The organism is Labrys okinawensis, from assembly GCF_002982075.1.
GTDB lineage: Bacteria > Pseudomonadota > Alphaproteobacteria > Rhizobiales > Labraceae > Labrys > Labrys okinawensis_A.
Genome location: NZ_PUEJ01000001.1, coordinates 22,512 through 47,049, shown reverse-complemented (window position 1 = coordinate 47,049; position 24,538 = coordinate 22,512). Strand labels below are relative to the sequence as shown.

The following is a 24,538-nucleotide window of genomic DNA, read 5'->3' as shown; positions in this document are numbered from 1 at the left end:
GAAAAATTCATGCGATCGGTCTCCTACGTCCGGAAGGATTTGGCAGAGGCTGTGGCATCGCTGAACTTCCCGGCCCCGCCCCGCCCTTTTCCACACGAACCGCCCCGATGCGCGTGCGATCGAGCTGAAATTCGCGTCGTCACTGGCGGGGGTATTTGTCTGAGGCGACGGCCGGGGACAGCATCATCGCTTCGGCTAATTCAAAGCATCTGGCGGGGTGGCAACAGGAGGCAGGGACAGCCATTTCGAGTTCGTCGGTCCCGTCGACGGGCGTGGCAAAAACCAGCCTCTTGCAGATGAAGCATGCCCAGCTGATTTCTACGATTTCCACCTCGAGCTCTTCTGTGTTCATCAGCATTCTCCGCCGAGTATCCGTTCAAACTCCTCAGGAAGAATGACGTTCCCCGGACGTCCCCGAAGAGTGACGCAATCCGGACCCGCGCAAGAGCTTGAGCGAGTTCGGCAATGGCGGAACGGCGGCGCCATTTGTCACGCGCGCACCTCTCCCGTTGCGAACGCTAGAGCAAAGCGCGTTCAAGCGTGAACGCTTATTTGCTCCAGCTCATTGTTCCGACGCGTCTTTGCGATTCTCGGTGACTTCGTCTAATCGCAAAACGCTATAGGCCCGCCCAATTCGATCGGCGCTGGAACAGGATGATGCTGTGTTGGTTGGGATATCCGAATGTCCGGCGAAACAGTCATCCGCCGCCGGTTTGACGGGTACCAGGGAGAACATCATGGCTGACAGACTATCCCTCGATGATTTACGCCGCGAGTTCGACACGCAGGTGTCCGATCTGAGGAAGGAAATAAATACCCTTGCCAAGGCCATGTCGGAACACGGCTCCGATACATGGGGACGGACACGCTCGGCAATGTTCGAAGCTGCCGATCGAACCGGAGATACTCTTCGCGAGGCGCGAGCGCAGGCGCAGCGCGTGTCCCATGCAGCAAGGGAGAATCCTAAAACGGCTGCAACGCTCTTGTCTTCCGCCGGCGTGGTGAGTTTTCTCCTGGGCTTCGCCCTCGCAAACGCATTGCGCAGCGAGGACCGGCGCTTTTAGCTGCAGGGGACGATAGCCGGAGTAGGGCGCGGCTGACGGCATGCGAACGGTCCCGTTTTGTTTGAAGGCCTCGGGGAGCGCTACAGCTCCTGGAGGCAGGGTTTCAATTCCCGGGCTTGACCGCGCCCCGGCCGGTGTTGGAATCGCGGAGATACCCCATGGGACAAGCAACCTTTTCCAGCCCCGTTGAAGTGAACGGCCTCACGATCAGGGATGCGGATGAAGCAGCAAGCTACCTTGCCGACTACTGGCCGGTCCGCGGGGGCAAAGCCTATGACCTGGCTAAAGCCGCCTGCACTGAAGCGATCGCGGGGCATCGAGACCCTGACGAGGCGAGAGCTGCATTCCTGTTTGCTGCGAAGGAAGCCGGCGTCATTGCTCTGGACTAAGTTCGCAGGGTCAGGAACCAACGCCCGGCTCCAACGTTTCTAGGCCGGAGGTGATCTATGGACGTCCACTGGAGCGCCCCGGTCAGAATTGAGCTGGCCCCCGGGCAATATCGCATTATCAGCTCGACCCTCGAAGCCGCGACCTTCCTGTTGAAGGAATGGCCGGACGGAGACGAGAGCATTGCCGTTTGGGCGCGACGTGTCTGCCAGGAGACATTTACGGGCGTGCGGGCAGCCGAGGATGCCCGATCGGCCTTTTTCCTTGCCTGCCGCAATGCGGGACTTCGAACCATGCCATAGGCAATGGAACAGCACCCCGGGAACCCGAAAATCTGGAGTCATCCGGTTGAAGTTCGATACCGGCAGGGAGAATTGCGATGCCTGATCCAACCGATCCGACGCCCGTTGTTCCGCCGGTGACCACCCCAGCGCCCATACCGGAACCGACCCCCCAGCCTCCCAGTGACCCGCCCATTCCGGGCAGCACTCCGATTCCGCCAGACCTACCGGATCCACCGCAAATGCCGCCGCTGTTTGGGCCTGCAGAGACGGGACCTCCGGAAAGCCGTTGAGCTCGACTTGCTCGGCCGCACATCATACCCTCCGGAAGGGACGCGCCATAGCTGTCTCGCCCGCGGCATATGATATCGCTTCGCAAATCCGGAAAGCCGGGGGCTGCCGCCAATTCGGCCGAGCTTTTTATTTATCCTAAGCGGCCCGGCCCTCATGCTTAGGAGGCGCGAAGCACGAGAAACCGGACCGCCGGACTTTGCTCTGCGAGGCCGGAGCAGGGTCAACACGGGGCATCCGCGACCTCACGCGCATCGAACTTCAACGCTGCCCATGTGTTCCATGAAATTAATACGGCCCGGTGGTGCTTTTTCCGGCAAGGAACGAGAAGCCGGGGTTACCTCGAGGGCAATTCCCTGCTGCCGGCGCGCCACCGGCTATCGCGACGTCGCACCGGAAATGGCAACGTCCTCGCACGATGCAATTGCAGTGCCATTTCAACGCGAGGGCCGATTATGCCGCTAGTGGCGCTATCAGCGCAGACCGCGTGCAGTCCTCGATCTTGTTCTGCACAGAATCAAGATCGCCGTCGACGACGACAAAATGGCTCTCGCTAAAGGAGATCGTGGTCGAGTCACCGTTGGACTCGAGAAAACAAATGCGGTCGACGTTAACGGCGATCACATGGTGATCATAGGCGCGTTTAAGGCGGCAGATAATCGGGGGCATGGGCGTCGTCCTTCTAAGGTGTAGTCGGCCCTATGCTGGCACCGAGCATGCGCTCACACCCTGACGCGATATGAGCGATGGTTAAGCTGGCGTCCTCTCCTGAGACAAGACTATCACTTCGATAGCCTTTGTCGATCCTGCCGTAACGTCTACCTCCTCGAAAAAATCGCCCGCCGCGGGGGGCGAGCGGGCAAGTCTGGGTTGTCGCGGAAGTCGACGGTATCTAACGCCGTTGAGCTCGGTTTGTTCCCTCACCTCGAAACACGCCCTGCAAGGAGCACCCGACGAGCGGCAATGCACCGCGCATCCGACCGAAGCGTAGGCACGCTCGGCGAGGCCATAACGGCGGCGATTGCTGCTGGTTCGGGCGGAAGCCCGGCGCGTGCGGCGGGCCTCTGCTTGCATCAGTCGAGCCGCGGCTTGGCCGAAACGCACACAATCCCGTCACTTAAATTCGAGTGTCTCACTTCTGGGGTGCACTCCACAACCCGTCACGCAAACTCTTCCGGGGGCATGCCTCCCACATCACGCCTCGAGAGCAATGCCCGAGATCTCGGCGCAGATGGCGACCAGACGATCCTGCAGCGCCTCATCACGAGCCTCGGCGTTCGGTTCCATCCTCTGGAGATGATAGAAATAGTGGCCGGTGACATCCGCCTTCGGATCCTCGCCGGCGACGAGCCAGGTCTGGGTCAGATGCGCTTGGCTCATGTCGTCGGGTGCGCCCGGTCCTCCCATCCGCGTCGGCACCCAGCCCGGCTCCAGCGCATTCGAGAAGACGCCGGGCCAACGCCGGGCGATCGCGAACGCCAGCATCGCATCGTGGAGTTTGCTTTCTGCATAGGCGGTCGAGCCATTCCAATGACGCTGCTTCCACAGAATGTCATCGAGATTGGCGTGTGCATGACGGTGCATGCCAGAGCTGAGATAGACGAGTCTTTTCGGGCGCCGGATCAACGCGGTGAGGATATAGGCCGATAGCGTGTTGATTGCGAAGACATGCGGCAGGCCATCGGCGGTGAGCCGATGCCCCTCGCGATAGCCCACCGCCGCATTGTGCATGACCGCGTCGAAGCGGCCGAGCGCGTTGACCTGGGCCGCGACGTTCTTGGCGCCTTCGATGGTCTCAAGATCGCCGACTACGACGGCTTTCGCCTGGGGTAGCTCTTTGCGGGCCGCCTCGGCGCGCGCCGCGTTGCGGGCGTGGAGGACGATCTCATGGTCTTGAGCGGCAAGCAGATCGGCCGCCATCATCCCAAGGCCGGTGGATGATCCGGAAATGAAGATACGTGACATTGAATTTCACCTGTTGTTGCACGGGCGGCCCCGAAGCTCCCGGCGAATGTATTGACGTCATGATTGCGGGCTTCGGGCGGCCAGGACGAGCCCGGCTCCGAGCAGAGCGCAGACAGTGCCGAACAGATAGACGGCAGCGTAGTCGAACTGACCGGCGATGACACCGGCGATGGGCCCCGATACGCCGTAGGCGATGTCGAGGAAAGCAACGAATGCTCCCATCGCGCTGCCGCGGTTGGCGGGTGGCACGCGCTTCAAGACTTCGACACCGAGGGCGGGGAAGACCAGCGCGCAACCAAGGCCCGTCACCAGGGCCCCGGCGAGTGCGACGACTTCATGCGGTGCCGCCCAGATCATGGCCTGACCAATCGCCTCGACCACCAGCGACCATAGTGCGACACGGTAGCCGCTCATCCGGTCCGGAAGGGAGCCGAGGACGAGGCGGATGAAGATGAAGCCGATGCCGAAGGCTGTCATGACGAGACCGGCATGGCCCCAGTTCCGCGCCGCGAAGTAGAGCGAAGCGAAGGCGGTGAGCCCTGACAGACCGACACCTTGCAGCATCAGGCCGAGGCCTTCGCGCCAGATCTGCCAGATCACCTTATGGAACGGCAACCGCTCGCCGGCGGGGTTCGTATAGGACATTTCGAAGGAGGCGATGCCCCCGGCAAGGAGCGGCGCCGCGATACAGGCGATCATTGCTGCCTGGAGACCATAGGCCTGGTAGAGCAGCATGCCGATCGGCGCGCCGACCGCTAGGGCCGCAAACATCGCGATGCCGGTCCACGACATCGACATGCCGGCACGTTGCGGGCCGACGGAGGCGATCGACCAGGAAACACACCCGGTAACGAACTGGCTTTCGCCGAAACCCGCGACGAGGCGCCCCAGAACGACGACAGCGAGGCTGATCATGGGCGACAGGCCCGGCATGGCCGAGATGAGATACATCAGCCCGGCCAGTGCGCAGACGACCGCGCCCTGAAGGGTAGACCGTTTGCCGCCATGCTGGTCGGTCAGACGTCCGGCATAGCCGCGCGTGAGCACCGTCGCCAGGAACTGGACACCGATGGCCAAACCGACAACGAGATTGTTGAAGCCAAGCGTGTCGTGGATGAACAGCGGAATGACCGGCAGCGGCAGGCCGACACAGAGATAGCCGCAAAACAGCGCGGCGATGATGCCTGGTGCTGGACGGGAAAGATGGACAGGCGCGGCGCCGGATAGGCGGGCGCGATTGACGGTTGGTGCTGACATGACAGCCTCCATGCCGGTAAATTGAAGAAGGGAAGAAGCGCCGGCCGCGGCAGCTGCGCCTTTGCGTCAGGCCGAAGCCTCCGGAACCGACGTCCCGAGCGGCTCCGGCCTGTAGCCGCTCACCTCGAGCAGATGAGCGAGTGAGGCGTTCACACGCGCGTTCAGCTTGGCGGCGTCGACGCCGATCAGCTTTCCGCCGCGCTTGCGAATTTCGCCGGCCACCATCACCGTATCGACATTCGAGCGTTCGACGGCGTGCACGATGGTGCCGATGGCGTTGGTCGCCGGGAAGACAGCGATGTCATCGGTGCGGACCATGATGATGTCGGCCTGCTTGCCGGGCGACAGCGTACCGATTTCGCTTTCGAGCCCCGCCGCTCGGGCGCCGTTGACAGTGGCGGCCCTGAGCACCGCTTCCACCGAGATCGGTGCGGGCACAGCGCTCTCGCCCCGAAAGCGCCGATAACGCATCGCCGAGCGCTGCTGCCCGAACAGGGCATGCATCTCGCCGAACAGGTCGCTGCCAAAGGCGGTGTCGAGATCAATGCCGATCGCCGGCGACAGGCCATGATCGATAGCCTGCTGATAGGCAAAGCTCTCATCGTCGAAACCGAACAGCGCGTCCGAGCGCGGGTTGACGGTGACGTTGACGCCCGAATTCCCGAACAGTTTCCACGTCTCCTGCGGAATGCGGGTGCAGTGATTGAAAATGTTATGCGGCCCGAGCACCCCGGGCTCTGCGAATTCAGGACCGAGTTTGGCGAGATCGCCGATGAACTCGGTAAGGATGCGCATGTCGAGGCCGCGCGCGACCCTCCACCATTCGAGATTGAGCTGGCCGAACAGGCCGACGCGCACCAGGCCGCTGCCGGTGTTCCAGTTGTCGGCGAGACGCCTGAGATCACCGGGCAGATGGGCGGCGGACGCCTTCTTGTCCATGGCGGCGCCGACCATGTGCAATGCCCGGATGCCGCTGCCGTCCAGCGCGTCAAGCGCCGCGTCGGTATGCTCGGGGCTGCGCGACGAATGGCAGGCGTCGATGATCGTCGTGATGCCGGCATCGAGCGAGGCGAGGGCCGTCAGCTTCGTGCTCAGATACATGTCTTCCGGACGGTAGTGGGTGCCCAGCGTCTCGGCGACGACGGCGATATAGGCGAAGAGATCGTCCACGTCGGGCATCAGCCGGCGCAGCACGCCGAGCCACATATGATGGTGGGCATCGACGAGCCCAGGCATGACGATGCTGCCGCTGGCATCGATCGTCTCGGCGTCGCCTGCCGGGAGGTCGGCGCCGACTGCGACGATCCGGCCCCTCTCGATCAGCACGTCGCCGGTAGTAAGGCTGGGAATCTGAGGGTCCATCGTGACGACGGTGCCGCCTTTGAAAATCATGCGGCTGTTCTTCTGTGTGCTCATGATCAATTCCTCTTCCGGGTCGACGAAGCACGGCTGTTATTGCTCCCAGGGCGTCTTGAATTAAGTGCGCTTATGTCAGATGTTTCCTGACTGAATCTCAGGAGTAGAAAGCCATGCCGTTTGACGGAAGGATCTTGTCCGGCGTGAGCGTGCTGGCCGCGGTGGTGGAGGGCGGCAGCTTCGTCAAGGCAGCCGAGTTGATCGGGATCACGGATTCCGGCGTCAGCCGCGCGATCGGCCGCCTTGAGACCCGGCTTGGCGCGCGGCTTCTCGACCGGACGACACGCTCCGTGACCCTCACCGACGAGGGACGACGCTTCTATGAGGAGGTGAAGCCGCATCTGGAGGCCATCGAGGACGCTGCGGCGATCGCTTCAGGTGCCGCATCCGCCGTTCGCGGCCGCCTGAAGGTGGATATCGATCCCTTCTTCCTTCCTCTGGTGCTCGCCGGGCGCCTCGGCTCCTTCACCGAGCGTTATCCAGAACTCTCGATCGAGTTCGTGACGAGCGAACATGTCGGCGACCTGGTGGGGGATGGCATCGACCTCGCCATTCGATTTGGTCAGCCACGCCTTGCGAGCCTGGTGGCGCGAAAGCTGATCGAGGCGCCGATTTTGACGGTGGCTGCGCCGCGCTATCTCGAGCGATTTGGCAGGCCCGCACATCCGTCCGATCTCATCCGGCATCGCTGCCTGCAGTTCCTCGATCCTTATACAGGCCGGCCTTTCGAGTGGGAGTTTATCCGGGGCCATGAAACATTCGACGTAGCAACCAAAGGCCCGCTCACCTTCACGGACCCGAAGTCGATGCTCGCCGAATGCATCGCAGGTACCGGCATCGCGCAGGTGATAGGCTGGGGTGTCGGTCGGCTCTTGGAATCGGGCCAATTGATCGATCTATTCCCGGACTGGCACGGTGAGCGGTTTCCGCTCTTTGCCTTTCATCCCTCACGCAAACATCTACCTGCGAAGGTGCGCGCGTTCATCGATTTCTGCGCGGAAATCACGATGCAGCTATAGCGCGAAGGTCCCCGCACCTGCGCACTTCGGCGGCCAGGGCCTGAATTCCTGCTGGGGGATCGTTGCTTGGCAAGCCCTGGGCGTGCTGGGCCAAGGCGCGCGATGCGCAGTCGACGCCGCCATTCGGCAAATCCCAGCGAGGTTTCGGCCGGAAGCGGGGCGTGAACGTCCGGCGGTTAGAACCTGCCCCCAACCGCCCAGCCGTCGAGGTCGCGTTCGAGCGAAGGGGTGTCGATCCATGTCTTGCAGACATTCCATCGCAAGTCCGAGGTTGTGCGCGAACAAGAAAGCTCGTCCCTACTGCTGCCCTTTGGGGGAATTCATCTTGCAGATTGCCGGCTCTCCACTCCTGAGTTGAGGGTGCCTGTTTCCCAGTTCAACCTGGAGCCTCGTCCAGCCGCGACATCTACTGCTGATTGCGCAAGATATCGGCGGCGCGCTCGCCGATCATGATGCAAACCGCATTCGGATTGCCGGAAATCAAAGTTGGCATGATTGAAGCGTCGGCGACCCGCAATCCCGAGATTCCCCGGACGCGAAGTTGCGGGTCGACGACGGCCATTTCATCGCCACCCATACGGCAGGTTCCCGCAGGATGGAGCGCGGCATGGGCCTCTCGCTGGCAGAAGGCCCTGATATCGGCCCTCGCCGTCGATCGTGGCGACGGCGTATGCCTCGCAGCCACATATTTGGCGAGTGCTGGCTGGGACATGATGTCGAGGGCGGCCATCGTCCCGTCCGTCAGCGCCTCGAGATCATAGGGATCGGAAAAATAGCGAGGCGCGACCCGTGGATTGTCGGCAAAGTCGGCGCTGGCGAGCGTGACCTCGCCTCTGGAGCGGGGCCGGATCTGTCCAAGATTGACCGTGCAACCATTGCCGCCCGGAACCGCTTCGACGCCTTCCTCGATACCCGCGCCGACGACCATGAAATATTGGATATCGGGCTGCGCCTCATTTTTGTCGGCCCACCAGAACGCGCCTCCCTCAATGAGATTGGAAGCGGCCGGTCCACTGCGAAAAAGGGCATAATTCAACCCCGCCAGTGCCTTCCAATGCAACTTCTTGTACTTGTCGTAGCTGTGCGGACCATTGAGCTGATAGATAAGTGAAATCTCGATGTGGTCCTGAAGGTTTTGGCCAACGCCCGGCAGATCGGCATGAACGCGGATGCCATGGCGTGACAGCTGCGTGGCGGGACCGATCCCGGATAGCATCAGAAGTTTGGGCGTGGCTATCGCTCCGCTCGACAGGATCACTTCCTTGCGTGCCCTGTATACCTGTCTGGTCCTGCCCTGGATGCATTCGATGCCGATCGCGCGGCCTTTCTCGACGATGACGCGGGTCACGGCGGTCTTCGTCAACACCCGAAGGTTACGGCGTCCGCCAGCGGGCTTGAGGTAGGCACTGGCAGCGGAACTGCGCCGTCCGTTGCGCGCGGTAATCTGATAAAGCCCGCACCCCGCCGGATCGCCCGAATTGAAATCGGGATTATAGGGCAGCCCGGCCTGCTGGCAGGCCTGGAGCCAGGCGCGCGTCAGCGGATGAATATGGTCGATGTCGGAAACGCCGAGCGGTCCGCCGACGCCATGGATTTCGTTGCAAAACCGATTATTGTCTTCCGCGCGCTTGAAATAAGGCAGCACCTCGGCATAGCCCCATCCCGTGGCGCCCATCGCAACCCAGCGCTCATAGTCACCTGGAACACCCCTGATATAGATCATCGCATTGACGGAACTGCCGCCGCCGAGCACCCGGGCCTGCACCATGGTCGGGTTTTGTGGTCGCCCTTGCTCCGATGTCGGCTCCCAGCCTATGCGCTTGAGCAGCGAGCCCTGCGCCGTCTTGTAATAGGCACCGGGGATATGGATGTAGGGATTGCGGTCGCGCGGCCCTTCTTCCAGAAGCAAGACGTCCTGCCCGGCATCTTCCGAAAGACGTGAGGCGACGACACATCCGGTCGAGCCGCCGCCGACGACGATATAGTCGAACGTCCGTACGTCCGCCGACCGGAGCGAGTGGATGCCGAGGCGAGCCGATCCCATATCAAGCAATCCCCTTGCGTCTGCCCAGGATGGACGCACCCGCCTTGAGCGCCAGCGCTGCAATAGTCAGGGCAGGATTGACGGCGGCGGAGGTCGGCAGGACGGAGGCGTCTGTGATGTAAAGATTTTCCACGTCATGGCTGCGGCAGTCCGGATCGACGACGGACGTCTGTGGATCGTCACCGAGGCGGGCCGTGCCGCATTGGTGCGACGTCGTCCTGCGACCGAATGTGTGGGTGAGAACGATCGGAAATCCCGCCTTGCGCATGACCGCCCGGGTCTTGGCGATCAGCGCTTCGTGAGCGCGCATGTTCGAGCGCACCCAGTGCATGACGATGCGCCCGTCACGCACCATGACGCGGCTTTCCGGATTGGGAAGATCCTCGCTCGTCAGGAACCAGCCATAGGCATAGCGCGCGAGAAGCTTGGTGAACCAGCCCGGTGCCGGCCCCGGAAAATTAGCCTTCAGGATATTGCCGGTGATACGGCCGAGCAGCTGGACATTGCCGAGGGGAAAACCGTACTCGTTGTCTTCGTTATAGAAATCGTTGAAGGCGATCGTCTTCTGATAAATGCTGTCATTCGGCCTGCGCGGATCGATGGCGAGCATCGCCGTCGTATTGTGATTCATGAAATTGCGCCCGAGTTGGTCCGAGCCGTTGGCCAGCCCGGTCGGGTGCGCACGACTGGCCGAACGCAACAAGAGCGCCGCCGATTGCACCGCGCCGGCGGCAACGACGACCAATCCGGCTGACAGGCGCTGCTCGACACCGTCCTTCACATAGATCACGGCCGCCACTCTGCGCCCGCTTTCGTCGGTCTCAAGGCGCGAGACATTGGCTCTCGTCACCAGGCTGACCTTGGAATGGGCCAGCGCACTTGCCAGAGGGCCGACCTCCGCATCGATCTTGCCCTGCCCGGTATTGGGAAAGGCATCCCAGCCCGTCTTGGCTCGCTCCAGCCACGCGTCGAGATCGATTGCGAGCGGCAGCGCGGAGGGATGCACGCCCACCCCTTCCAGCCGCCGACGAATGGCGGCGATCGCCGGCTCGTCCGGGACTGGCGGATAGCCATAGGAATGGGCATGTCGAGGCTCGGTCGGATCCTGCCCGACAGAGCCGCGGACCCGAAAAATGGCTTCCGCCTGGTCGTACCACGGCGACAGGTCTTCATAGGAGATTGGCCAGCCCGGTGAAACGCCATCCATATGGGCACGCGGTTCGAAGTCCTGGCGGCGGTAGCGATACATCACCGCGCCGAAGAACTTCGAGTTGCCGCCGACATAGTAGTAATTGCCCGGCAGGAAACTCTGGCCGTCCGTGCCCAGCCATTCTTCGGCTGAGCGATAGAAGCCTTGTTGGAAGATCGCGACATCGTCCCGCGCCTGGGGAGTGTCAGTGAGATAGTCCCCTCTTTCGAGGATGACGATGCGGAGCCCGGAAGGGGCAAGGCTGTGCGCCAGTGATGCCCCTCCAATGCCGGAACCGATGATGACGACATCTGCCGTGGTTGTCATGAAGATCGGCCTCAGTCGATGCGGGCTTCGGTGTCGGCGTCGAAGAGGACAATCCTCGACGTATCGACGACCAGGCGGGCTTCGCTCCCCGGGAGGGCCTGTTTCGGCGGCAAGCGCGCGGTCACTTCGGCACCACCGAGCTGGAACACAACCAGCGTGTCCGGGCCGGTCGGCTCCACGACGTCGACGTCGACGACAAGATTGGCATCTGCCCCATTGGCGGCGACAGCAAAATTCTCCGGGCGGATGCCGGCGAGGACCTTCCGGCCGCTATATTTCCGCGCGGCCTGTTCCGAAACGGGAATGCCTGAAATACGGGAGGACGGCCGGTTGGCAATGTCGAAGACGACAGTCGCGGTCGCGCCTTGAACCTCGAGACAGGCCGGAACAATGTTCATGGCGGGGGACCCGACGAAGCGCGCCACATAGACATTGGCCGGACGGTCATAGACTGCCTGTGGCTCGTCGAGATGCTGCACCACGCCATCCTTCATGACCGCGACGCGCGTCGCCAGGGTCATGGCTTCGATCTGATCATGGGTGACATAGACGATGGTGGTGCCGAGCCGCGCATGCAGGCGCTTGATCTCCGTGCGCATGTCGACACGCAGCTTGGCATCGAGGTTCGACAGCGGCTCATCGAACAGGAAGAGCTTGGGCTGGCGCACGATCGCACGGCCCATGGCCACGCGCTGGCGCTGGCCGCCGGAAAGCTGCGAGGGCTTGCGGTCGAGGAGATGGGTGATCTGCAGCATGTCTGCCGCCGCCTTGACGGCGGCTTCGCGTTCGCCCGGTGAAACACCGCGGATCTTCATGCCGAATTCGATGTTCTGGCGCACCGTCATCGTGGGATAGAGCGCATAGGACTGGAACACCATCGCGATATCGCGATCCTTGGGAGAGAGGTCGTTGACCACTTTGCCGGCAATCCGGATCTCGCCACCCGTGATGGTTTCAAGGCCTGCGATCATGTTCAGGAGCGTGGACTTGCCGCAGCCTGACGGTCCGAGCAGCACAAGAAAGTCACCCGTGTTGATGGAGATCGATACTTCCTTGAGCACGGCGAGGCTGCTGTAGGATTTGCGGACGCGGTCGATTTCAAGCGTGGACATGGGCTCAGCCTTTCACGGCGCCGGCGGTCAGGCCGCGGACGAAAAAGCGTCCTGCGACGACATAGACGATCAGGGTTGGCAGGGCGGCGATCATGGCGGCAGCCATGTCGACATTGTATTGCTTGCGCCCCATGGTGACGTTGACGATGTTGTTGAGCGCCACCGTGACCGGGGAGGACGTGCCGGCGGTGAAAGACACGCCGAACAGAAAATCGTTCCAGATCTGGGTGAACTGCCAGATGCAGGAGACCACGATGATGGGGAGGGCCGTCGGCAGCATCACGGAAAAGAAGATGCGGAAAAAGCCGGCCCCGTCGATCTGCGCCGCCCGCGTCAATTCATCGGGTATGCCGATGAAGTAGTTGCGGAAGAACAGTGTGGTGAAGCTGATGCCGTAGACGGTATGGACGAGGACGAGCCCGGCAATCGATCCCGACAGGTTCAATCGGCCAAGCACCTGCGCCATGGGCAGGATGACGGCTTGGAACGGCAGGAAGCAGCCGAAGAGCAGCATTCCGAAAACGAAATTCGCCCCGGGGAAGCGCCATTTGGTTAGGATATAGCCGTTGATGGCACCTATGGCGGTCGACAGTCCGACGGCCGGAATGACCATCAGCAGCGAATTGACGAAATAGGGCCGCAGCCCGTTACAGGCGGTGCCGATGCAAGCCTCCCCCCAGGCCTTCCGCCAGGCTTCGAAGGTCAGCGCCTGCGGCGGTCCGATGAAGGAACCGGCATAGATTTCATCAAGCGACTTCAGCGAGGTCACGATCATGACCCACAGCGGCATCAGGTAGAACGCCGCCAGGCCGATCAACGACCCGTAAATGAACAGGCGCCCGATCCTGTGGGAACGGCGCGCCGAAACTGCGTCAGTGGCCATGACGGTCCTCCCGCAATTCCGAGTAGAGGTAGGGAATGATGATGGCGGCGACCGTCATCAACATCATCATGGCACTGGCCGCGCCGACACCCATCTGGTTGCGGCGGAAGGTGGCCGAGAACATGAAGGTCGATGGCATTTCGGTCGCGTTTCCGGGCCCGCCATTGGTAAGCGCCAGGACGAGATCGAAGCTCCTGATCGAAATGTAGCTGAGCAGCACGACGACGCTGAGGAAGGCCGGCCGCAACATCGGGATGATGATGCTCACATAGGTGCGCGGCAGGCTCGCACCCTCGATCTGCGCGGCCTTGACGATCGAATTATCGATGCCGCGCAGGCCGGCGAGGAAGATCGCCATCGCAAATCCTGTCGATTGCCACACGGCCGCGATCACCACGCAGTAGATCGCGTATTCAGGCCGTGTGATCCAGTCGAAAACAAAGCCTGACCAGCCGAGTTCGTTGACGACTTTCTGCACGCCGAGATCCGGATTGAGGATCCATTTCCAGGCCGTCCCCGTCACGATGAAGGACAGAGCCATCGGGTAGAGATAGACGGCCCGCAGCGCCCCTTCCGCACGGATTTTCTGGTCGAGCAGAATGGCGATCAGCAGGCCAACCGCGATGGTGATCGCCAGGAACAGGAGCGTGAAGATGAAAAGATTGGCGACCGCCGTTTCCCAACGCGGGGTCGACCATAGGCGACGATATTGCTCCAGGCCGACGAAATCGTAATGGGGAACCATCTGCGACGAGGACAGCGAGATCCAGCCTGTCCAGGCTATGAAGAGGTAAACCCCCACGAACACCGCTACCAGACTCGGCGACAGCACGAACCTGGGCAGCCAAAGGCTCAATCGGTCCTTCAACGATAATGTACTGCGCATGACCGTATTCTCATGGTTCCCGCATAGACTCCGCCTTGGGGAGGCGCCGCTCGGGTCACTCCCGACCGGCCCTTCGCAATCAGGTCAGCGCGCGTTGTCGATCCCAGCGACGAGGGCCTGGACGGCGTCCTTCGACGACATGTCGGTGACGAAGAACTTGCTGACGACATCGCTGAAGACGCCGGCGAACTGGGGCTTGGCCGCGAAGCCCTCGGTGAGCCCGCCCAGCATGGTTCCGCCGGCGACGGCGGCCTCGCGGTCGGCGAAGCTACGCTGCGCGCAGGCATCGAAATCGTCGACCGAGACGTCGGAGCGGGCCGGAATGGAGCCCTTGATCTTGTTGAAACCTTTTTGGACTTGAGGATCCATAATCGATTCCGCCCAGGCGTCCTGCGCTTCGATCGTGGCCGGATCGCTCAGCTTGAAAAGGCCGAACGCATCGATGACGAATTTGAAATTAGGTGTCGCGGTCGGCGTAGGGAAACATAGGAAATCGACGCCGGGCTTCATGCCCTTGGCAAGGAACTCGCCCTTGGCCCAATCACCCATGACCTGCATGGCGGCCTTGCCGCTGGCAACCAAACCGGTCGCAACAGCCCAGTCCCGCCCGGTAAAGCCCTCGTCGACCAGCCCGCGAATCTTGCGCAGTCTATCGAAGGTAGCGACCATCTTGTCGCTGGAAAGAGCCTGTTCATCGAGATCGATGACAGCTTTCTGATAGAAATCGGGGCCATTGGTATCGACAAGAATGGCTTCGAATACTTCGAGAATCTGCCAGGGCTCGTCGCCGATGGCGAGTGGTATCACGCCCGCCTTCTTGAGTTTGTCGCCAGACGCGATCAATTCGTCCCAGCTCTTGGGTTCGGAGATGCCGGCCTTGTCGAAGACGGCCTTGTTGGCCCACACCCAGTTCTGGCGATGCATATTGACCGGGACCGAGATGAAATCGTCCCCGCTCTTCACGAACGCCAGCAACTGCGGCGCGAGCGCCTTGTCCCAGCCATTCTTCGTGTAGAGATCGTTGAGGGAGCGCAGCACGCCTTCCTTCCCCCAATCGAGCCCCTCATATCCGAGAAACTGCATGGTCGCCGGCGGATTGCCGGCGGCCAGGCGCGTGCGAAGCGCCTGCAGGGCATTCGCCCCGGATAAGCCTCCCACCGCACTGTCCTGCCAGCGGTACCCCTTGGAGGCGAGCTTGTCGGTGATGACCTTGAGCGCCTTCACCTCGCTCTCGGATACCCAGTGATGGATGCCCTCGACCGTCCCCTTGCTCTGGGCCATGGCGGCGCCCGGCATGAGGAAAATCGATGCAGCGAGAAGCGTCGTCCATTTCATATCAGTTCCCCTTTTTTCATTTTGATGTGGAGGCACACCCGCAAATCCGCGCGCTTCGGCGATTGTCGGACCTGCGGATCGGGCTTAGATGTCGGCCGGTTCGACTGCGGCCGCGTAAGGCACGTTGCGCCCGCCATAGCGGCGGACGCGGATGTTGGCCTGCTCGGCATGACCCGCGAAGCCTTCCATCAGGCAGAGCCGCGAACCGTAAGCGCCGATCAAGGCCGACGCCGCATCGGTCTGGATGCGCTGATAGGTGCAGGTCTTCAGGAACTTGCCGACCCAAAGCCCGCCGGTGTAGCGAGCGGCCTTGTTGGTCGGCAGCGTATGATTGGTGCCGATGACCTTGTCGCCAAAGGCGACATTGGTTCGGGCGCCGAGGAACAGGGCGCCGTAATTCCTCATATTGTCCAGGAAATGATCCGGGTCACGCGTCATGACCTGGACATGCTCTGACGCCACGAAATCGGCCTGGGCGACCATCTCCTCGAGGGTATCGCACAGGATGACCTCACCAAAATCCGCCCAGGCCTTGGCGGCGATCGCCGCCGTCGGAAGAATCTTCAGCAGGCGGTCGATCTCGGCCAATGTGTCCCGCGCCAGTTTTTCGGAATTGGTGATCAGCACGGCCGGCGAATTGATGCCATGTTCGGCCTGCCCCAGGAGGTCGGTCGCCACGAGTTCACCGTCAACACTGTCATCGGCGATGATCAGGGTTTCGGTGGGGCCAGCGAAGAGGTCGATGCCGACCTTGCCGAACAAGAGGCGTTTTGCCTCGGCGACATAGGCATTGCCCGGCCCGGCCAGCATATCGACCGGGTCGATCGTCTCGGTGCCATAGGCCATCGCCGCAATGGCCTGGACACCGCCGAGGCAGTAGATTTCGTCCGCCCCGGCCAGCGCCTGCGCCGCCACGATCTTGGCGGAGATCCCACCCTGGAACGGAGGGGCGCAGGTGACAATCCGCCCGCAACCCGCGACGCGCGCGGTCAACACCGTCATATGCGCCGAAGCCAGCAGGGGATATTTGCCGCCCGGGACATAGCAGCCGACATTCTGGATCGGTATGTTTCGATGGCCGAGGACAACGCCCGGAAGCGTCTCGATTTCCAGGTCCTTCAGAGCATCCTTCTGGGCCTTCGCAAAGGTGCGGATCTGATCCTGCGCGAAGTCGAGGTCCTCGCGTTCGCGCCGGGTCAGCGCATTGATGCAGCTGTCGATTTCCGCCTTGCTGAGGCGGTAGGAGACGCGATCGAACTTGTCGAACCGGAGGGAAAGGTCACGGACGGCCTTGTCGCCGCCGGCCTCTACCTCGGAAAGCAGCGCCTGCACGGACTTGGTGATGCCGTCGTCGGTCTCGCCGGCGACGGGGGCTTGCGCTGTCTTGATGTGCCGTATCATGGCAATGAACCTTGGTTTGCGGAAGCGATACGCTCCGCACTGCAAAGTGACGAAAGACGGTGGAACGGGACGCGCAGCGCCCCCGTCAGCCGCGGCTAGAGCGTTTTGCGGTTAGACGGGGTCACCTAGAATCGCAAAGACCGCGTCAGAACAATGAGTTAGAGCAAATAAGCGTTCACGCTTGAACGCCCTTTGCTCTAGAGATGCTGCTCGCGAGCGCGCATCTCGGCATAGGCGGCCTGTTCCTTCTGGTAATAGGCCGGCGAAGGGAAATCCCACCAGCCGGTGGCAAAGGGACCAGCCGCATCGCGCGACACGATGACCTCGACCAGGGCCGGCCCGCCGCATTCCAGCGCCGCCTTCAGGCTGCTTTCCAGATCCTCGTCCTTCTCGACCCTCCAGGCCTGCAGGCCGAAGGCCCGAGCCGAGGCGGCGATATCGGCGGAATAAGGCTCGCCATTACCGGAATGATGATTGAACTCGGAGGCGACATGGCGGCCCATGAATTTGCGTTGTCCGCCGCGGATCGACATGTAGCCACTGTTGTTGAGCACGAGGAAGACGGTGTTGATGCCGTTCATCACCGCCGTGCCCATCTCCGGCAGCGACATCATGAAATCGCCGTCACCGACGATCGCCACGACCTGTCGGTCGGGACAGGCCAGCTTGGCGCCGAGTGCCGCCGGAACCGCCCAGCCCATCGGCGAATAGGACCCCGATGTCAGATGCGTGCGCGGCTCGTAGATCGGGAAACTCTGCTTGACGGAGCCTTGCGTATTGCCCGAACCGACCACGACGATGCCGCTGCGATCGAGAACCTTGCGCAAGGCAGCCAGCGGACGCTGGGAGGTGAAGGGAGTTTCGCGGCTGTTGATACGCGGAGCGACCTGCGCCTCCCAGTCGGCCTTGGCCTTCTGCACATCGGCCAGGAATTTTTCGCGGCGCGCCAGCATCCTGGATGACTCGGCCTCGGAAATCAGCGACAGGAGCGCCTCGAGAGTGACCCTGGCATCGGCGACGATACCGACTTCCGTCTCATAATTCTTGCCGATCTCGCGGGGATCGAGATCGATATGGATCAGCTTTGCCGACGGAATGGAGAAGGATACGCCCTTGGCATAGGAGGAGGCCGACCAGTCGGTGAAGCGGCAGCCTACCGAAACGACGACGTCGGCGGAGGCCGTGATCGCGTTGCCGCAGGTCGTTCCTGTCTGGCCGACGGCGCCGATGAACAAAGCATGGTCTTCGGAAATGGCGCCCTTGCCGTTCCAGGTGATGGAAACGGCCGCGCCGAGCTTTTCGGCCAGACGCGTCAGTTCAGCCGAGGCATTGGCAGTGATCGCGCCGCCGCCGGCAACGATCACGGGCCGCTCGGCGGTGAGCAGCAGCTTGACGGCGGCTTCGATCGCTCTTGGATCGGGATAGGCAATGCCGACCGGCAAGCGCTTTTCCAGGGGATGGATGGTCACATCGGCCGCTTCGACCTGCACGTCCATCGGCACTTCGACATGAACGGGACCGGGACGGCCGGTCAGCATGGCATTGAAGGCACGATGCATGATGCTGGGCAACGCCTGAACCGAATGAGCCTGCCAGGCGCGCTTGGTGACCTGCTCGGTGATGCGGGGAAAGGCGTTGTCCTGCTGGCGCTCCAACTCCTGCATGGTGCCATGGCCATGCATATAGGTCTGGGGAGAACCCGAGACGTAGAACAGGGAGGTGGAGTCGCAATAGGCCGTCGCCAGCCCGATGATGGTGTTGGCGGCGCCTGGACCGACCGAGGTGGAGCACGCCATCGGCCGACCGCTGGCCCGGAAATAGCCGTCGGCCATATGGACGGCACTCTGCTCATGCATGACCTGGATGAAGGGAAGCTGCGAGCCTTCCTCCAGGAAAGCGTCGAACAAGGACCAGATCCCGTGACCGGGTACGCCCGCCACATAGTTCACGCCATACTCTTTCAGCGCCCTCGCAACGACCTGACCGCCTGTCAGCTTCATTGGACCGTCCCTTGCTGCTCGTTGTGATTGTAAGCCGGGGGGTGCCGTGCAAGCATTCTGCCCCCCAACGATGGCCTATTCTTCGGCGCGGCAGCAGTGCTTACAAGTTCGCAGGCGATGAATCACTGACGCAGCATGATGCGAACTAAGGGTCAGCTCGCGTCGGTCGCTTATGCCGATGGCAGCCTGTTCGCCCCATCCGATCCCAGCCACCAACGACCGCGGTTCGCCGGAAAAGCACAAAGCCCCTGCCCCGGTTCTTCGCAATGAGCACTTCGTCCTGCTTCACAATGCGTCAGGTAAAATCAAGGCGCGCAATTTTGTGCGCGCGCGAGGTGTGGCTTCCTGCAAGGCACGACATCACGGGCGAAGGGAGGGTGCACCATGCAGAACCGGACGAGGGACTTGGCCTTTGCCGATGATTTCATCACCGCAAGGCTGGTGGAGAATGTGACCGACTACGCTGTCTCCGACGCCATCGTGGTCAATATCAGCCCTTCGGCCATGGTGACGGGGGATGACCACCCCGCCATCGCGCCGGCCTGGAAGTCCACCTGGCTTAAAGGAGGCCGCATCCGGTCCGCCGACCGCGCCGTGGTCATCAAGGTAGTCAAGCCGACAAATCTGGGCGGCTGCATGTTTCGCGGCTGGGATTGGCTCGGCAACCGCATTCGCAGTTTTCCACGCGACACACCGCTGTTCATTTCTGCGCAGGACGAGATCGGCCGCGTCACCGTCGATCCCCGCGTCTTCACCAATGAGTTGCCCGCCACCCAGGCCGCACAGGATTTCACCTTGAAGCTGAACCTGTGGTGGTCGCCGGGCGATACGGACTGCTTCATCCACAATGAACATCCCTTCCTCGAAACCCACACGCAGATCCACGGGATCGGGCGCATGCAGAAATTCAAGGAGCGCGACCCCTCGACGATCTACGAGGACGTCGTGATGCCGATCGGCTATTCGCATGATCCGTTCTGCCGGGTCACCGGCCCCAACCAATGGACCTATCCCTGGCATCGCTATTATGCCGAGACAGACAGCGTGTGGCTCGCCATCGAACTCCACCCCTGAGGCGAGGGGCTGTTTCAACTCATCTGAATCATGTCCGATCCGTCGCCGAGATATTGAAGCGCTTCACGTGGGATCGCCGGATCATTGCGATCCATGACGGTGAGGGCCTTCAGATGTTCACGGCACAGCAGGCCGGGGCCGCGATAATGCAGCGCGACCTTGGTGGAATAGGGTTGGCGAAACACATTCGCGGCGACGCCGCTGGCAATGCCGAACATGAATTTCTTCGAGTTGCGTTTCACCCGGGCATAGACGCCGAATGTCATCTCGTTCGACTGGATGCCCTCGAAATCGGCGGTGAACAGGCGATCGGCGACCGGAAAACAGAAGCCGTAATATTTGAAGACATACTCGATCTTGGAAGGATCGTCGAAGCTCGGGAATCTCTCTACGTAGTAATGCTGGAGAAACTCCTTGTTTCTGTAGATACAGAAGGCTGACTTCAGGACAAAGCCCTTATAGATCGAAGAAAACTGATAACGATCATAAACACCGACGATATCGTTATGATCAGCGTTGTTTTCGACGATCATGCTGGAGACGAAACGGGAGAACTCCGGCAACTGGCGAGCCGTAGCCATGGCATGAAAGAAATTTCCATCGACAAGCGTGCGGAATTCATCCGGATCCGTAAAAAGTATCGCTACGCTCAGGCCAAAATAATTGGCAATAATGCGCAAGTTGGTAGCAGAAGGGATATGCGCGCCCGACAAGTATTTATTGAACTGCTGTCGATTGACATTAATTTTGCGGCAGACGGCCGCGACAGAGCCATGCCGGTCGCACAACGTCCTGAGATTGGCTGCAAGAGCGCTGCCATCCTTCCCGAGATGCTCCACCACTTGCCTCCATCTTTGACGCGATCTGACGCAGATTCTACGTCGTAGTGAGAATGACTTCAATGGCCTGCGAAATTGTAGTCCGGCCTGGATCTGGCCACTCTCTGCCGACTGCGGGCTGAAAGAGGTTCTGGCTGTGATTTCAACGCAAACAGCTGGCTGGTCGATCATGGGAACGGGCACGATCGCCACCGAACATATGGTCTCGGCGATCCGTTCGGTTGGCCATGAACCGCGATGGGTCGTCAGCAGAAACGATGACTATGCCAGGTCCTTCGCGGAGGACATGGACATTCCGCGAATATCGACCGAAGCGCAGCAGGCATTGGCCGATCCCGCCGTGAACTTTATCTATGTCAGTGCGGCTCGTGCCCGGAGAGGACATTATATCTCGGCCGCTGCGGCAGCCGGCAAGCACGTTCTATGCGACGGTCCACTTGCCGCTGCGAGCAGTGTTGTACAAGCCTTGGCCGAGCGGTGCGAGCGCTCGGGTGTCGTACTCTGCGTGAATCAGCCTCTCCGCGCCTCCACCATCCATCAGACCATGGGCAGGCTGGTGCTCGAAGGCGAGATTGGTACCCTGCGATCCCTCATGATCGTGCGGGGCGTGCCATTTCAGTCACCGGCCTACCGCAGAAGCGCGGAGCTGGAAGAACCTGTTGATCTGCTTCTCGACATTTCGGTTCAGGATATCGATCTGGCCCGCTTCCTGACAGGCAGGGACCCGATCGAGGTTTCGGCGTTGCCGGTGGCATCCGGCAACAGAACCCGCCAACAGATGGTTTACGCAATAAACCTGACCGGTGATGTCCTCTTCCAGGCCTATGAGAGCTTCACCACGGCCGAACTCGACAGCATAGTCATGCTCGTGGGCGATCAGGGCACACTGATCGCCCACGGTACCCTCAATGGCAAGATATCGGGCACGCTGGTGCGGCGCCTGGGAACGCGCAATGAATTGATTCCCGTCAGAGAGCGGGACCCCTATTGCACCACCGTTGAAAGCTTCGCCTCACCGATGCGCCAGTCTTCGCCTTGGCTATGCCGCGGCGAGGATTGCGTCATGGCTTTGCGGACGGTGGAAGCGCTCGCGGCGGCGGAGAGAAAACGCCGCATCATCACCGTTTGAAGACTTCCGCTCGCGCACCTGGAACAGCGAAGGCCGCCAAAATATGGAAACCAAGCACAACCAATTGATCTTTCACTCCATGGCTTCCAGATGGAATACGCTAGCCATCGACATCGATATCACACGCAGCCTCGGGTTCGATGGTCTCGAAACCTCCGGAACCAAGATTGCAGCCTTTCTCGAAGCCGGCTTCAGCCAGGTGGATCTGCGCGAACGCCTTGCAGATCTTTTCCTGCCGGGCATCGGCTTTCTCATCGATGTGGAACGGCAGGGCGAGCACCGGCGTGACATGCTGCGCGAGGCTGAGGAGCTGTGTCAGCTGGCGGTCGTCGCCGGAGCGAGAGGGATCGAGGCGATTACCGGTCCCTTGGACCTGAGGGCCTTCGAGCCCGAGGCGGCGAACTGCTATCCGCAGCTCTACCGCGGCCTCATCGGCATGACCGAAGCGGAGCAGACGGCCTTGACGGCCGGAAACCTTGCTGCCGTTGCCGATATTGCCGCAGACCATGGCCTGATCGTGTATCTCGAGGCCTTGTCCTGGACGCCGTTGAACAGCATGGATGCCCAGTTGCGCATCATCGACGGATGCAGGCGGGACAATGTCCGCCTGGTGATCGATTTCTGGCACGCCTATACGGCAGGCGATACGCCGGACCGGATCGCCCGGCTCGACAAGAACCTCATCTATGGCGTGCATCTATGCGATTCCCTGCCCTATGCCGGCGGCATCCCGAATGAATCGATCCTGCGCGATGTTCCCACAGGAAGCGGCGCTCTCGATCTCAAAAGCTGGGTCGATGCGGTCAAAGCCACCGGATATGAGGGCTGGTGGAGCTGCGAGCTCTTCTGCAAGCGCCAGCATCAGGACAACAGCTACGCCGTTGCACAGGATTTAAAGATACTGATGGAGCGTCTGATCCTCGATCGACGCAATCAGTTCCCAGATGATGAATAGAGGGGCAGGCAAATGAAGCTTGACACCATGCGCCTTGAGGGCAGCCAGCACGGCCAGGCCGTGATTGATCGCGATACGGTCGAGTTCATTGCCCAGGGCAAGACCGATTGGTTCTTCAATCCCTTGGACGGCTCGCGCCTGTCGAATGTCGTTCGCCTGACGCAGGAGGTCGATGAACGGGCATTCACTCTTTCAGCAAGAATATCCGTTGACTTTGCCTCGGCCTATGACGCCGGTGCGCTCTTCATTCAGTGCGACGAGGAGAATTGGGCGAAGGTCGCTTTCGAGTATTCCGCGCAGCACAAGCCGACGATCGTGAGCGTCGTGACCAAAACGACATCGGATGACGCGGACGGCCCGAACCACGATCAGGACCACATCTGGCTTCGTCTTTATTGCGACGGAAAAATCATTGCTGCTCATTTCTCCGAGAACGGACATCGCTGGCGATTCCTGCGTTTCTTCACCATTCCGGGAGTCGGGCGCAGGCCGATACGAGTCGGCCTCGGTGCGCAATCTCCAACCGGAACGGGGACGCGCGTCAGGATGTCGGACGTCAGATTGTCCCCTGCCCGTATCGAAAATCTCCGGAACGGGGAATAGAGGTCGCCGAGCACCATCGGCTTTCAAACCAGGGCGAGCGGGTGTGCATCGCCAACCCTGTCATTGCCGACGGCACGCGGGAGGACGACAGCAGAACAATTGGCGCGGCCGTGTTGCTGATCGACGGTTGCGTCCAAGCTCCGGAGCCATCAAACGGGGCCTGTAGGGTGTCGCGCATTGCGCCGCCAGCAAACCTGCTCTCGCCAGGAGGGCCGCGCTTGGATGCGAGCATTTTGTGCAGCAGCATTTATTTCGAGAAATGACCCCGTCTCGCTGTCGGCTCTGTGTCGCCAGACGCGGAGGAACTCCCTATGTCCGCGATTCATCCGCACCAGATGACCACCCCGACACCCGACCAATATGCTGTCGGCCTTACCGAGTTTGGACCTGATCGCCCTATCCTTGCTTCGTCCGGCATCCACTCAGGAAAAGCCGCGCGCAGTAGCGCGCCCGTATCGTGATCTCCTCGAGATCCGGCGGCGGGCGCAGGCCGAGCATGATGGCGCGCTGCGGCTCCATGGTCATCATTCCCCGGAGCACGCCGACGGCAACCATCGCATCGCCCGCCTCGATTTCTCCAAGCTTTTGCCGGCGCTCGAGCCAGGCCGCCATAGTCTGGCTGGTGGGGCGCAAAGCCAGCTCATAGAAGGCGGTGCCAATCTCGGGAAAACGGTCGCATTCGGCAATGACGAGGTGAAGGCTTGAGACCGCCTCCTCGTCGAAGCTCAAGGTACCATAGCCGATGAGAATACGTTCAAGCGCCTCCTCAATCGGCAACTCTTCAAGCCGCTTTTCGTCCAGCTCCAGATAAAAGCGCGAGATCCGGTCCGCGACGACACTGCGGAACAGATCGGCCTTGGTCGGGATGAGCCGGTACATGGTCTTGGTAGAGACCCCAGCCCGTTCGGCAACCCGCCCCATGCTGGCACCAGCATAGCCGCGACCATGGAACTCGTGGCGTGCCGCCGCGACGATCAACTGCCTTGTCTCGGCATCCGGCCGGATTTGCGGCCGTCCGCGCAGACGCTTTGGCGTTTTATCATTAAGGACCATGGTCATTTTCCAAATTCTATTGACAGCA

Annotated in this window: 23 protein-coding genes; 8 read left to right on the top strand and 15 right to left on the bottom strand. The window is 61.3% G+C overall.

Translation table 11 applies throughout. The features are described 5' to 3' along the window. Nucleotides 1-139 precede the first annotated feature (139 nt). Nucleotides 140-352 carry a hypothetical protein gene (locus C5L14_RS00190; protein WP_105860020.1) on the bottom strand — a complete coding sequence of 71 codons (213 nt, stop codon included), beginning with the start codon at nucleotides 350-352 and terminating at the stop codon, nucleotides 140-142. Nucleotides 353-737: 385 nt separating this feature from the next. Here C5L14_RS00190 and C5L14_RS00185 point away from each other — a divergent pair, with 385 nt between their 5' ends. The 3 genes from C5L14_RS00185 (at nucleotide 738) to C5L14_RS00175 (ending at nucleotide 1,753) form a co-directional block, all read left to right on the top strand. After that, nucleotides 738-1,064, top strand: coding sequence for a hypothetical protein (locus C5L14_RS00185; RefSeq protein WP_105860019.1), 327 nt, complete (start codon nucleotides 738-740; stop codon nucleotides 1,062-1,064). Nucleotides 1,065-1,222: 158 nt separating this feature from the next. Then, complete coding sequence (locus C5L14_RS00180) at nucleotides 1,223-1,453, top strand: DUF982 domain-containing protein (protein WP_105860018.1); 231 nt, start codon at nucleotides 1,223-1,225, stop codon at nucleotides 1,451-1,453. Between the two features lie 57 nt (nucleotides 1,454-1,510). Further along, on the top strand, nucleotides 1,511-1,753 hold the full coding sequence (locus C5L14_RS00175; protein ID WP_105860017.1) for a DUF982 domain-containing protein: 243 nt from the start codon (nucleotides 1,511-1,513) through the stop codon (nucleotides 1,751-1,753). Between the two features lie 723 nt (nucleotides 1,754-2,476). Here C5L14_RS00175 and C5L14_RS00170 read toward each other — a convergent pair. The 4 genes from C5L14_RS00170 to C5L14_RS00155 all read right to left on the bottom strand — a co-directional run bounded on the left by C5L14_RS00170 (nucleotide 2,477) and on the right by C5L14_RS00155 (nucleotide 6,661). Next, nucleotides 2,477-2,692: a hypothetical protein gene (locus tag C5L14_RS00170; protein ID WP_105860016.1), complete on the bottom strand. Its 216-nt coding sequence runs from the start codon at nucleotides 2,690-2,692 to the stop codon at nucleotides 2,477-2,479. A 525-nt stretch (nucleotides 2,693-3,217) separates the two neighbouring features. Continuing rightward, complete coding sequence (locus tag C5L14_RS00165; RefSeq protein WP_105860015.1) at nucleotides 3,218-3,988, bottom strand: SDR family NAD(P)-dependent oxidoreductase; 771 nt, start codon at nucleotides 3,986-3,988, stop codon at nucleotides 3,218-3,220. Nucleotides 3,989-4,045: 57 nt separating this feature from the next. Beyond that, a complete protein-coding gene (locus tag C5L14_RS00160; RefSeq protein WP_105860014.1) occupies nucleotides 4,046-5,245 on the bottom strand; it encodes an arabinose transporter in 1,200 nt (399 codons plus the stop codon). A 66-nt stretch (nucleotides 5,246-5,311) separates the two neighbouring features. Continuing rightward, nucleotides 5,312-6,661, bottom strand: coding sequence for an amidohydrolase family protein (locus C5L14_RS00155; protein WP_105860013.1), 1,350 nt, complete (start codon nucleotides 6,659-6,661; stop codon nucleotides 5,312-5,314). A gap of 113 nt (nucleotides 6,662-6,774) precedes the next feature. Between C5L14_RS00155 and C5L14_RS00150 the strand changes: the two genes are divergently transcribed. Beyond that, nucleotides 6,775-7,680: a LysR family transcriptional regulator gene (locus C5L14_RS00150; protein WP_105860012.1), complete on the top strand. Its 906-nt coding sequence runs from the start codon at nucleotides 6,775-6,777 to the stop codon at nucleotides 7,678-7,680. Nucleotides 7,681-8,086: 406 nt separating this feature from the next. On the opposite strand, the gene C5L14_RS00145 is transcribed toward C5L14_RS00150, so the two are convergent. The 8 genes from C5L14_RS00145 to C5L14_RS00110 all read right to left on the bottom strand — a co-directional run bounded on the left by C5L14_RS00145 (nucleotide 8,087) and on the right by C5L14_RS00110 (nucleotide 18,857). Beyond that, nucleotides 8,087-9,724 carry a GMC family oxidoreductase gene (locus C5L14_RS00145; RefSeq protein WP_105860011.1) on the bottom strand — a complete coding sequence of 546 codons (1,638 nt, stop codon included), beginning with the start codon at nucleotides 9,722-9,724 and terminating at the stop codon, nucleotides 8,087-8,089. Between the two features lies 1 nt (nucleotide 9,725). After that, on the bottom strand, nucleotides 9,726-11,240 hold the full coding sequence (locus tag C5L14_RS00140) for an FAD-dependent oxidoreductase (protein ID WP_105860010.1): 1,515 nt from the start codon (nucleotides 11,238-11,240) through the stop codon (nucleotides 9,726-9,728). 11 nt (nucleotides 11,241-11,251) lie between these two features. After that, nucleotides 11,252-12,352: an ABC transporter ATP-binding protein gene (locus tag C5L14_RS00135; RefSeq protein WP_105860009.1), complete on the bottom strand. Its 1,101-nt coding sequence runs from the start codon at nucleotides 12,350-12,352 to the stop codon at nucleotides 11,252-11,254. A gap of 4 nt (nucleotides 12,353-12,356) precedes the next feature. Further along, the gene (locus C5L14_RS00130; RefSeq protein WP_105860008.1) at nucleotides 12,357-13,235 is read right to left on the bottom strand and encodes a carbohydrate ABC transporter permease; all 879 of its coding nucleotides are present in this window, start codon (nucleotides 13,233-13,235) and stop codon (nucleotides 12,357-12,359) included. Beyond that, nucleotides 13,225-14,121 (bottom strand): carbohydrate ABC transporter permease, encoded by an 897-nt coding sequence (locus C5L14_RS00125; protein WP_105860007.1) that lies wholly within the window; start codon nucleotides 14,119-14,121, stop codon nucleotides 13,225-13,227. The genes C5L14_RS00130 and C5L14_RS00125 overlap by 11 nt, the downstream gene beginning before the upstream one ends. 84 nt (nucleotides 14,122-14,205) lie before the next feature. Further along, entirely contained in the window at nucleotides 14,206-15,456 is a 1,251-nt protein-coding gene (locus C5L14_RS00120; protein ID WP_105860006.1) for an ABC transporter substrate-binding protein, read from the bottom strand. 84 nt (nucleotides 15,457-15,540) lie between these two features. Beyond that, nucleotides 15,541-16,857, bottom strand: a complete 1,317-nt coding sequence (gene hisD, locus C5L14_RS00115) for a histidinol dehydrogenase (RefSeq protein ID WP_105860005.1) — start codon at nucleotides 16,855-16,857, stop codon at nucleotides 15,541-15,543. 197 nt (nucleotides 16,858-17,054) lie between these two features. Then, a complete protein-coding gene (locus C5L14_RS00110; protein ID WP_105860004.1) occupies nucleotides 17,055-18,857 on the bottom strand; it encodes a thiamine pyrophosphate-binding protein in 1,803 nt (600 codons plus the stop codon). Between the two features lie 384 nt (nucleotides 18,858-19,241). Here C5L14_RS00110 and C5L14_RS00105 point away from each other — a divergent pair, with 384 nt between their 5' ends. After that, nucleotides 19,242-19,931, top strand: coding sequence for a hypothetical protein (locus C5L14_RS00105; RefSeq protein ID WP_105860003.1), 690 nt, complete (start codon nucleotides 19,242-19,244; stop codon nucleotides 19,929-19,931). Between the two features lie 14 nt (nucleotides 19,932-19,945). On the opposite strand, the gene C5L14_RS00100 is transcribed toward C5L14_RS00105, so the two are convergent. After that, on the bottom strand, nucleotides 19,946-20,770 hold the full coding sequence (locus C5L14_RS00100; RefSeq protein WP_105860002.1) for a helix-turn-helix domain-containing protein: 825 nt from the start codon (nucleotides 20,768-20,770) through the stop codon (nucleotides 19,946-19,948). A gap of 169 nt (nucleotides 20,771-20,939) precedes the next feature. On the opposite strand from C5L14_RS00100, the gene C5L14_RS00095 reads away from it, so the two are divergent. From C5L14_RS00095 to C5L14_RS00085, 3 genes are read left to right on the top strand one after another with little or no spacing between them, the layout of a single operon-like run. Continuing rightward, nucleotides 20,940-21,899, top strand: coding sequence for a Gfo/Idh/MocA family protein (locus tag C5L14_RS00095; protein ID WP_105860001.1), 960 nt, complete (start codon nucleotides 20,940-20,942; stop codon nucleotides 21,897-21,899). Between the two features lie 43 nt (nucleotides 21,900-21,942). Further along, the gene (locus tag C5L14_RS00090) at nucleotides 21,943-22,854 is read left to right on the top strand and encodes a sugar phosphate isomerase/epimerase family protein (RefSeq protein ID WP_105860000.1); all 912 of its coding nucleotides are present in this window, start codon (nucleotides 21,943-21,945) and stop codon (nucleotides 22,852-22,854) included. 12 nt (nucleotides 22,855-22,866) lie between these two features. Continuing rightward, on the top strand, nucleotides 22,867-23,457 hold the full coding sequence (locus tag C5L14_RS00085; protein WP_245443134.1) for a DUF1349 domain-containing protein: 591 nt from the start codon (nucleotides 22,867-22,869) through the stop codon (nucleotides 23,455-23,457). Nucleotides 23,458-23,853: 396 nt separating this feature from the next. Here the strand turns inward: C5L14_RS00085 and C5L14_RS00080 are convergent, their stop codons facing one another. Then, nucleotides 23,854-24,510: a TetR/AcrR family transcriptional regulator gene (locus C5L14_RS00080; protein ID WP_105859999.1), complete on the bottom strand. Its 657-nt coding sequence runs from the start codon at nucleotides 24,508-24,510 to the stop codon at nucleotides 23,854-23,856. Between the last annotated feature and the right edge of the window lie 28 nt (nucleotides 24,511-24,538).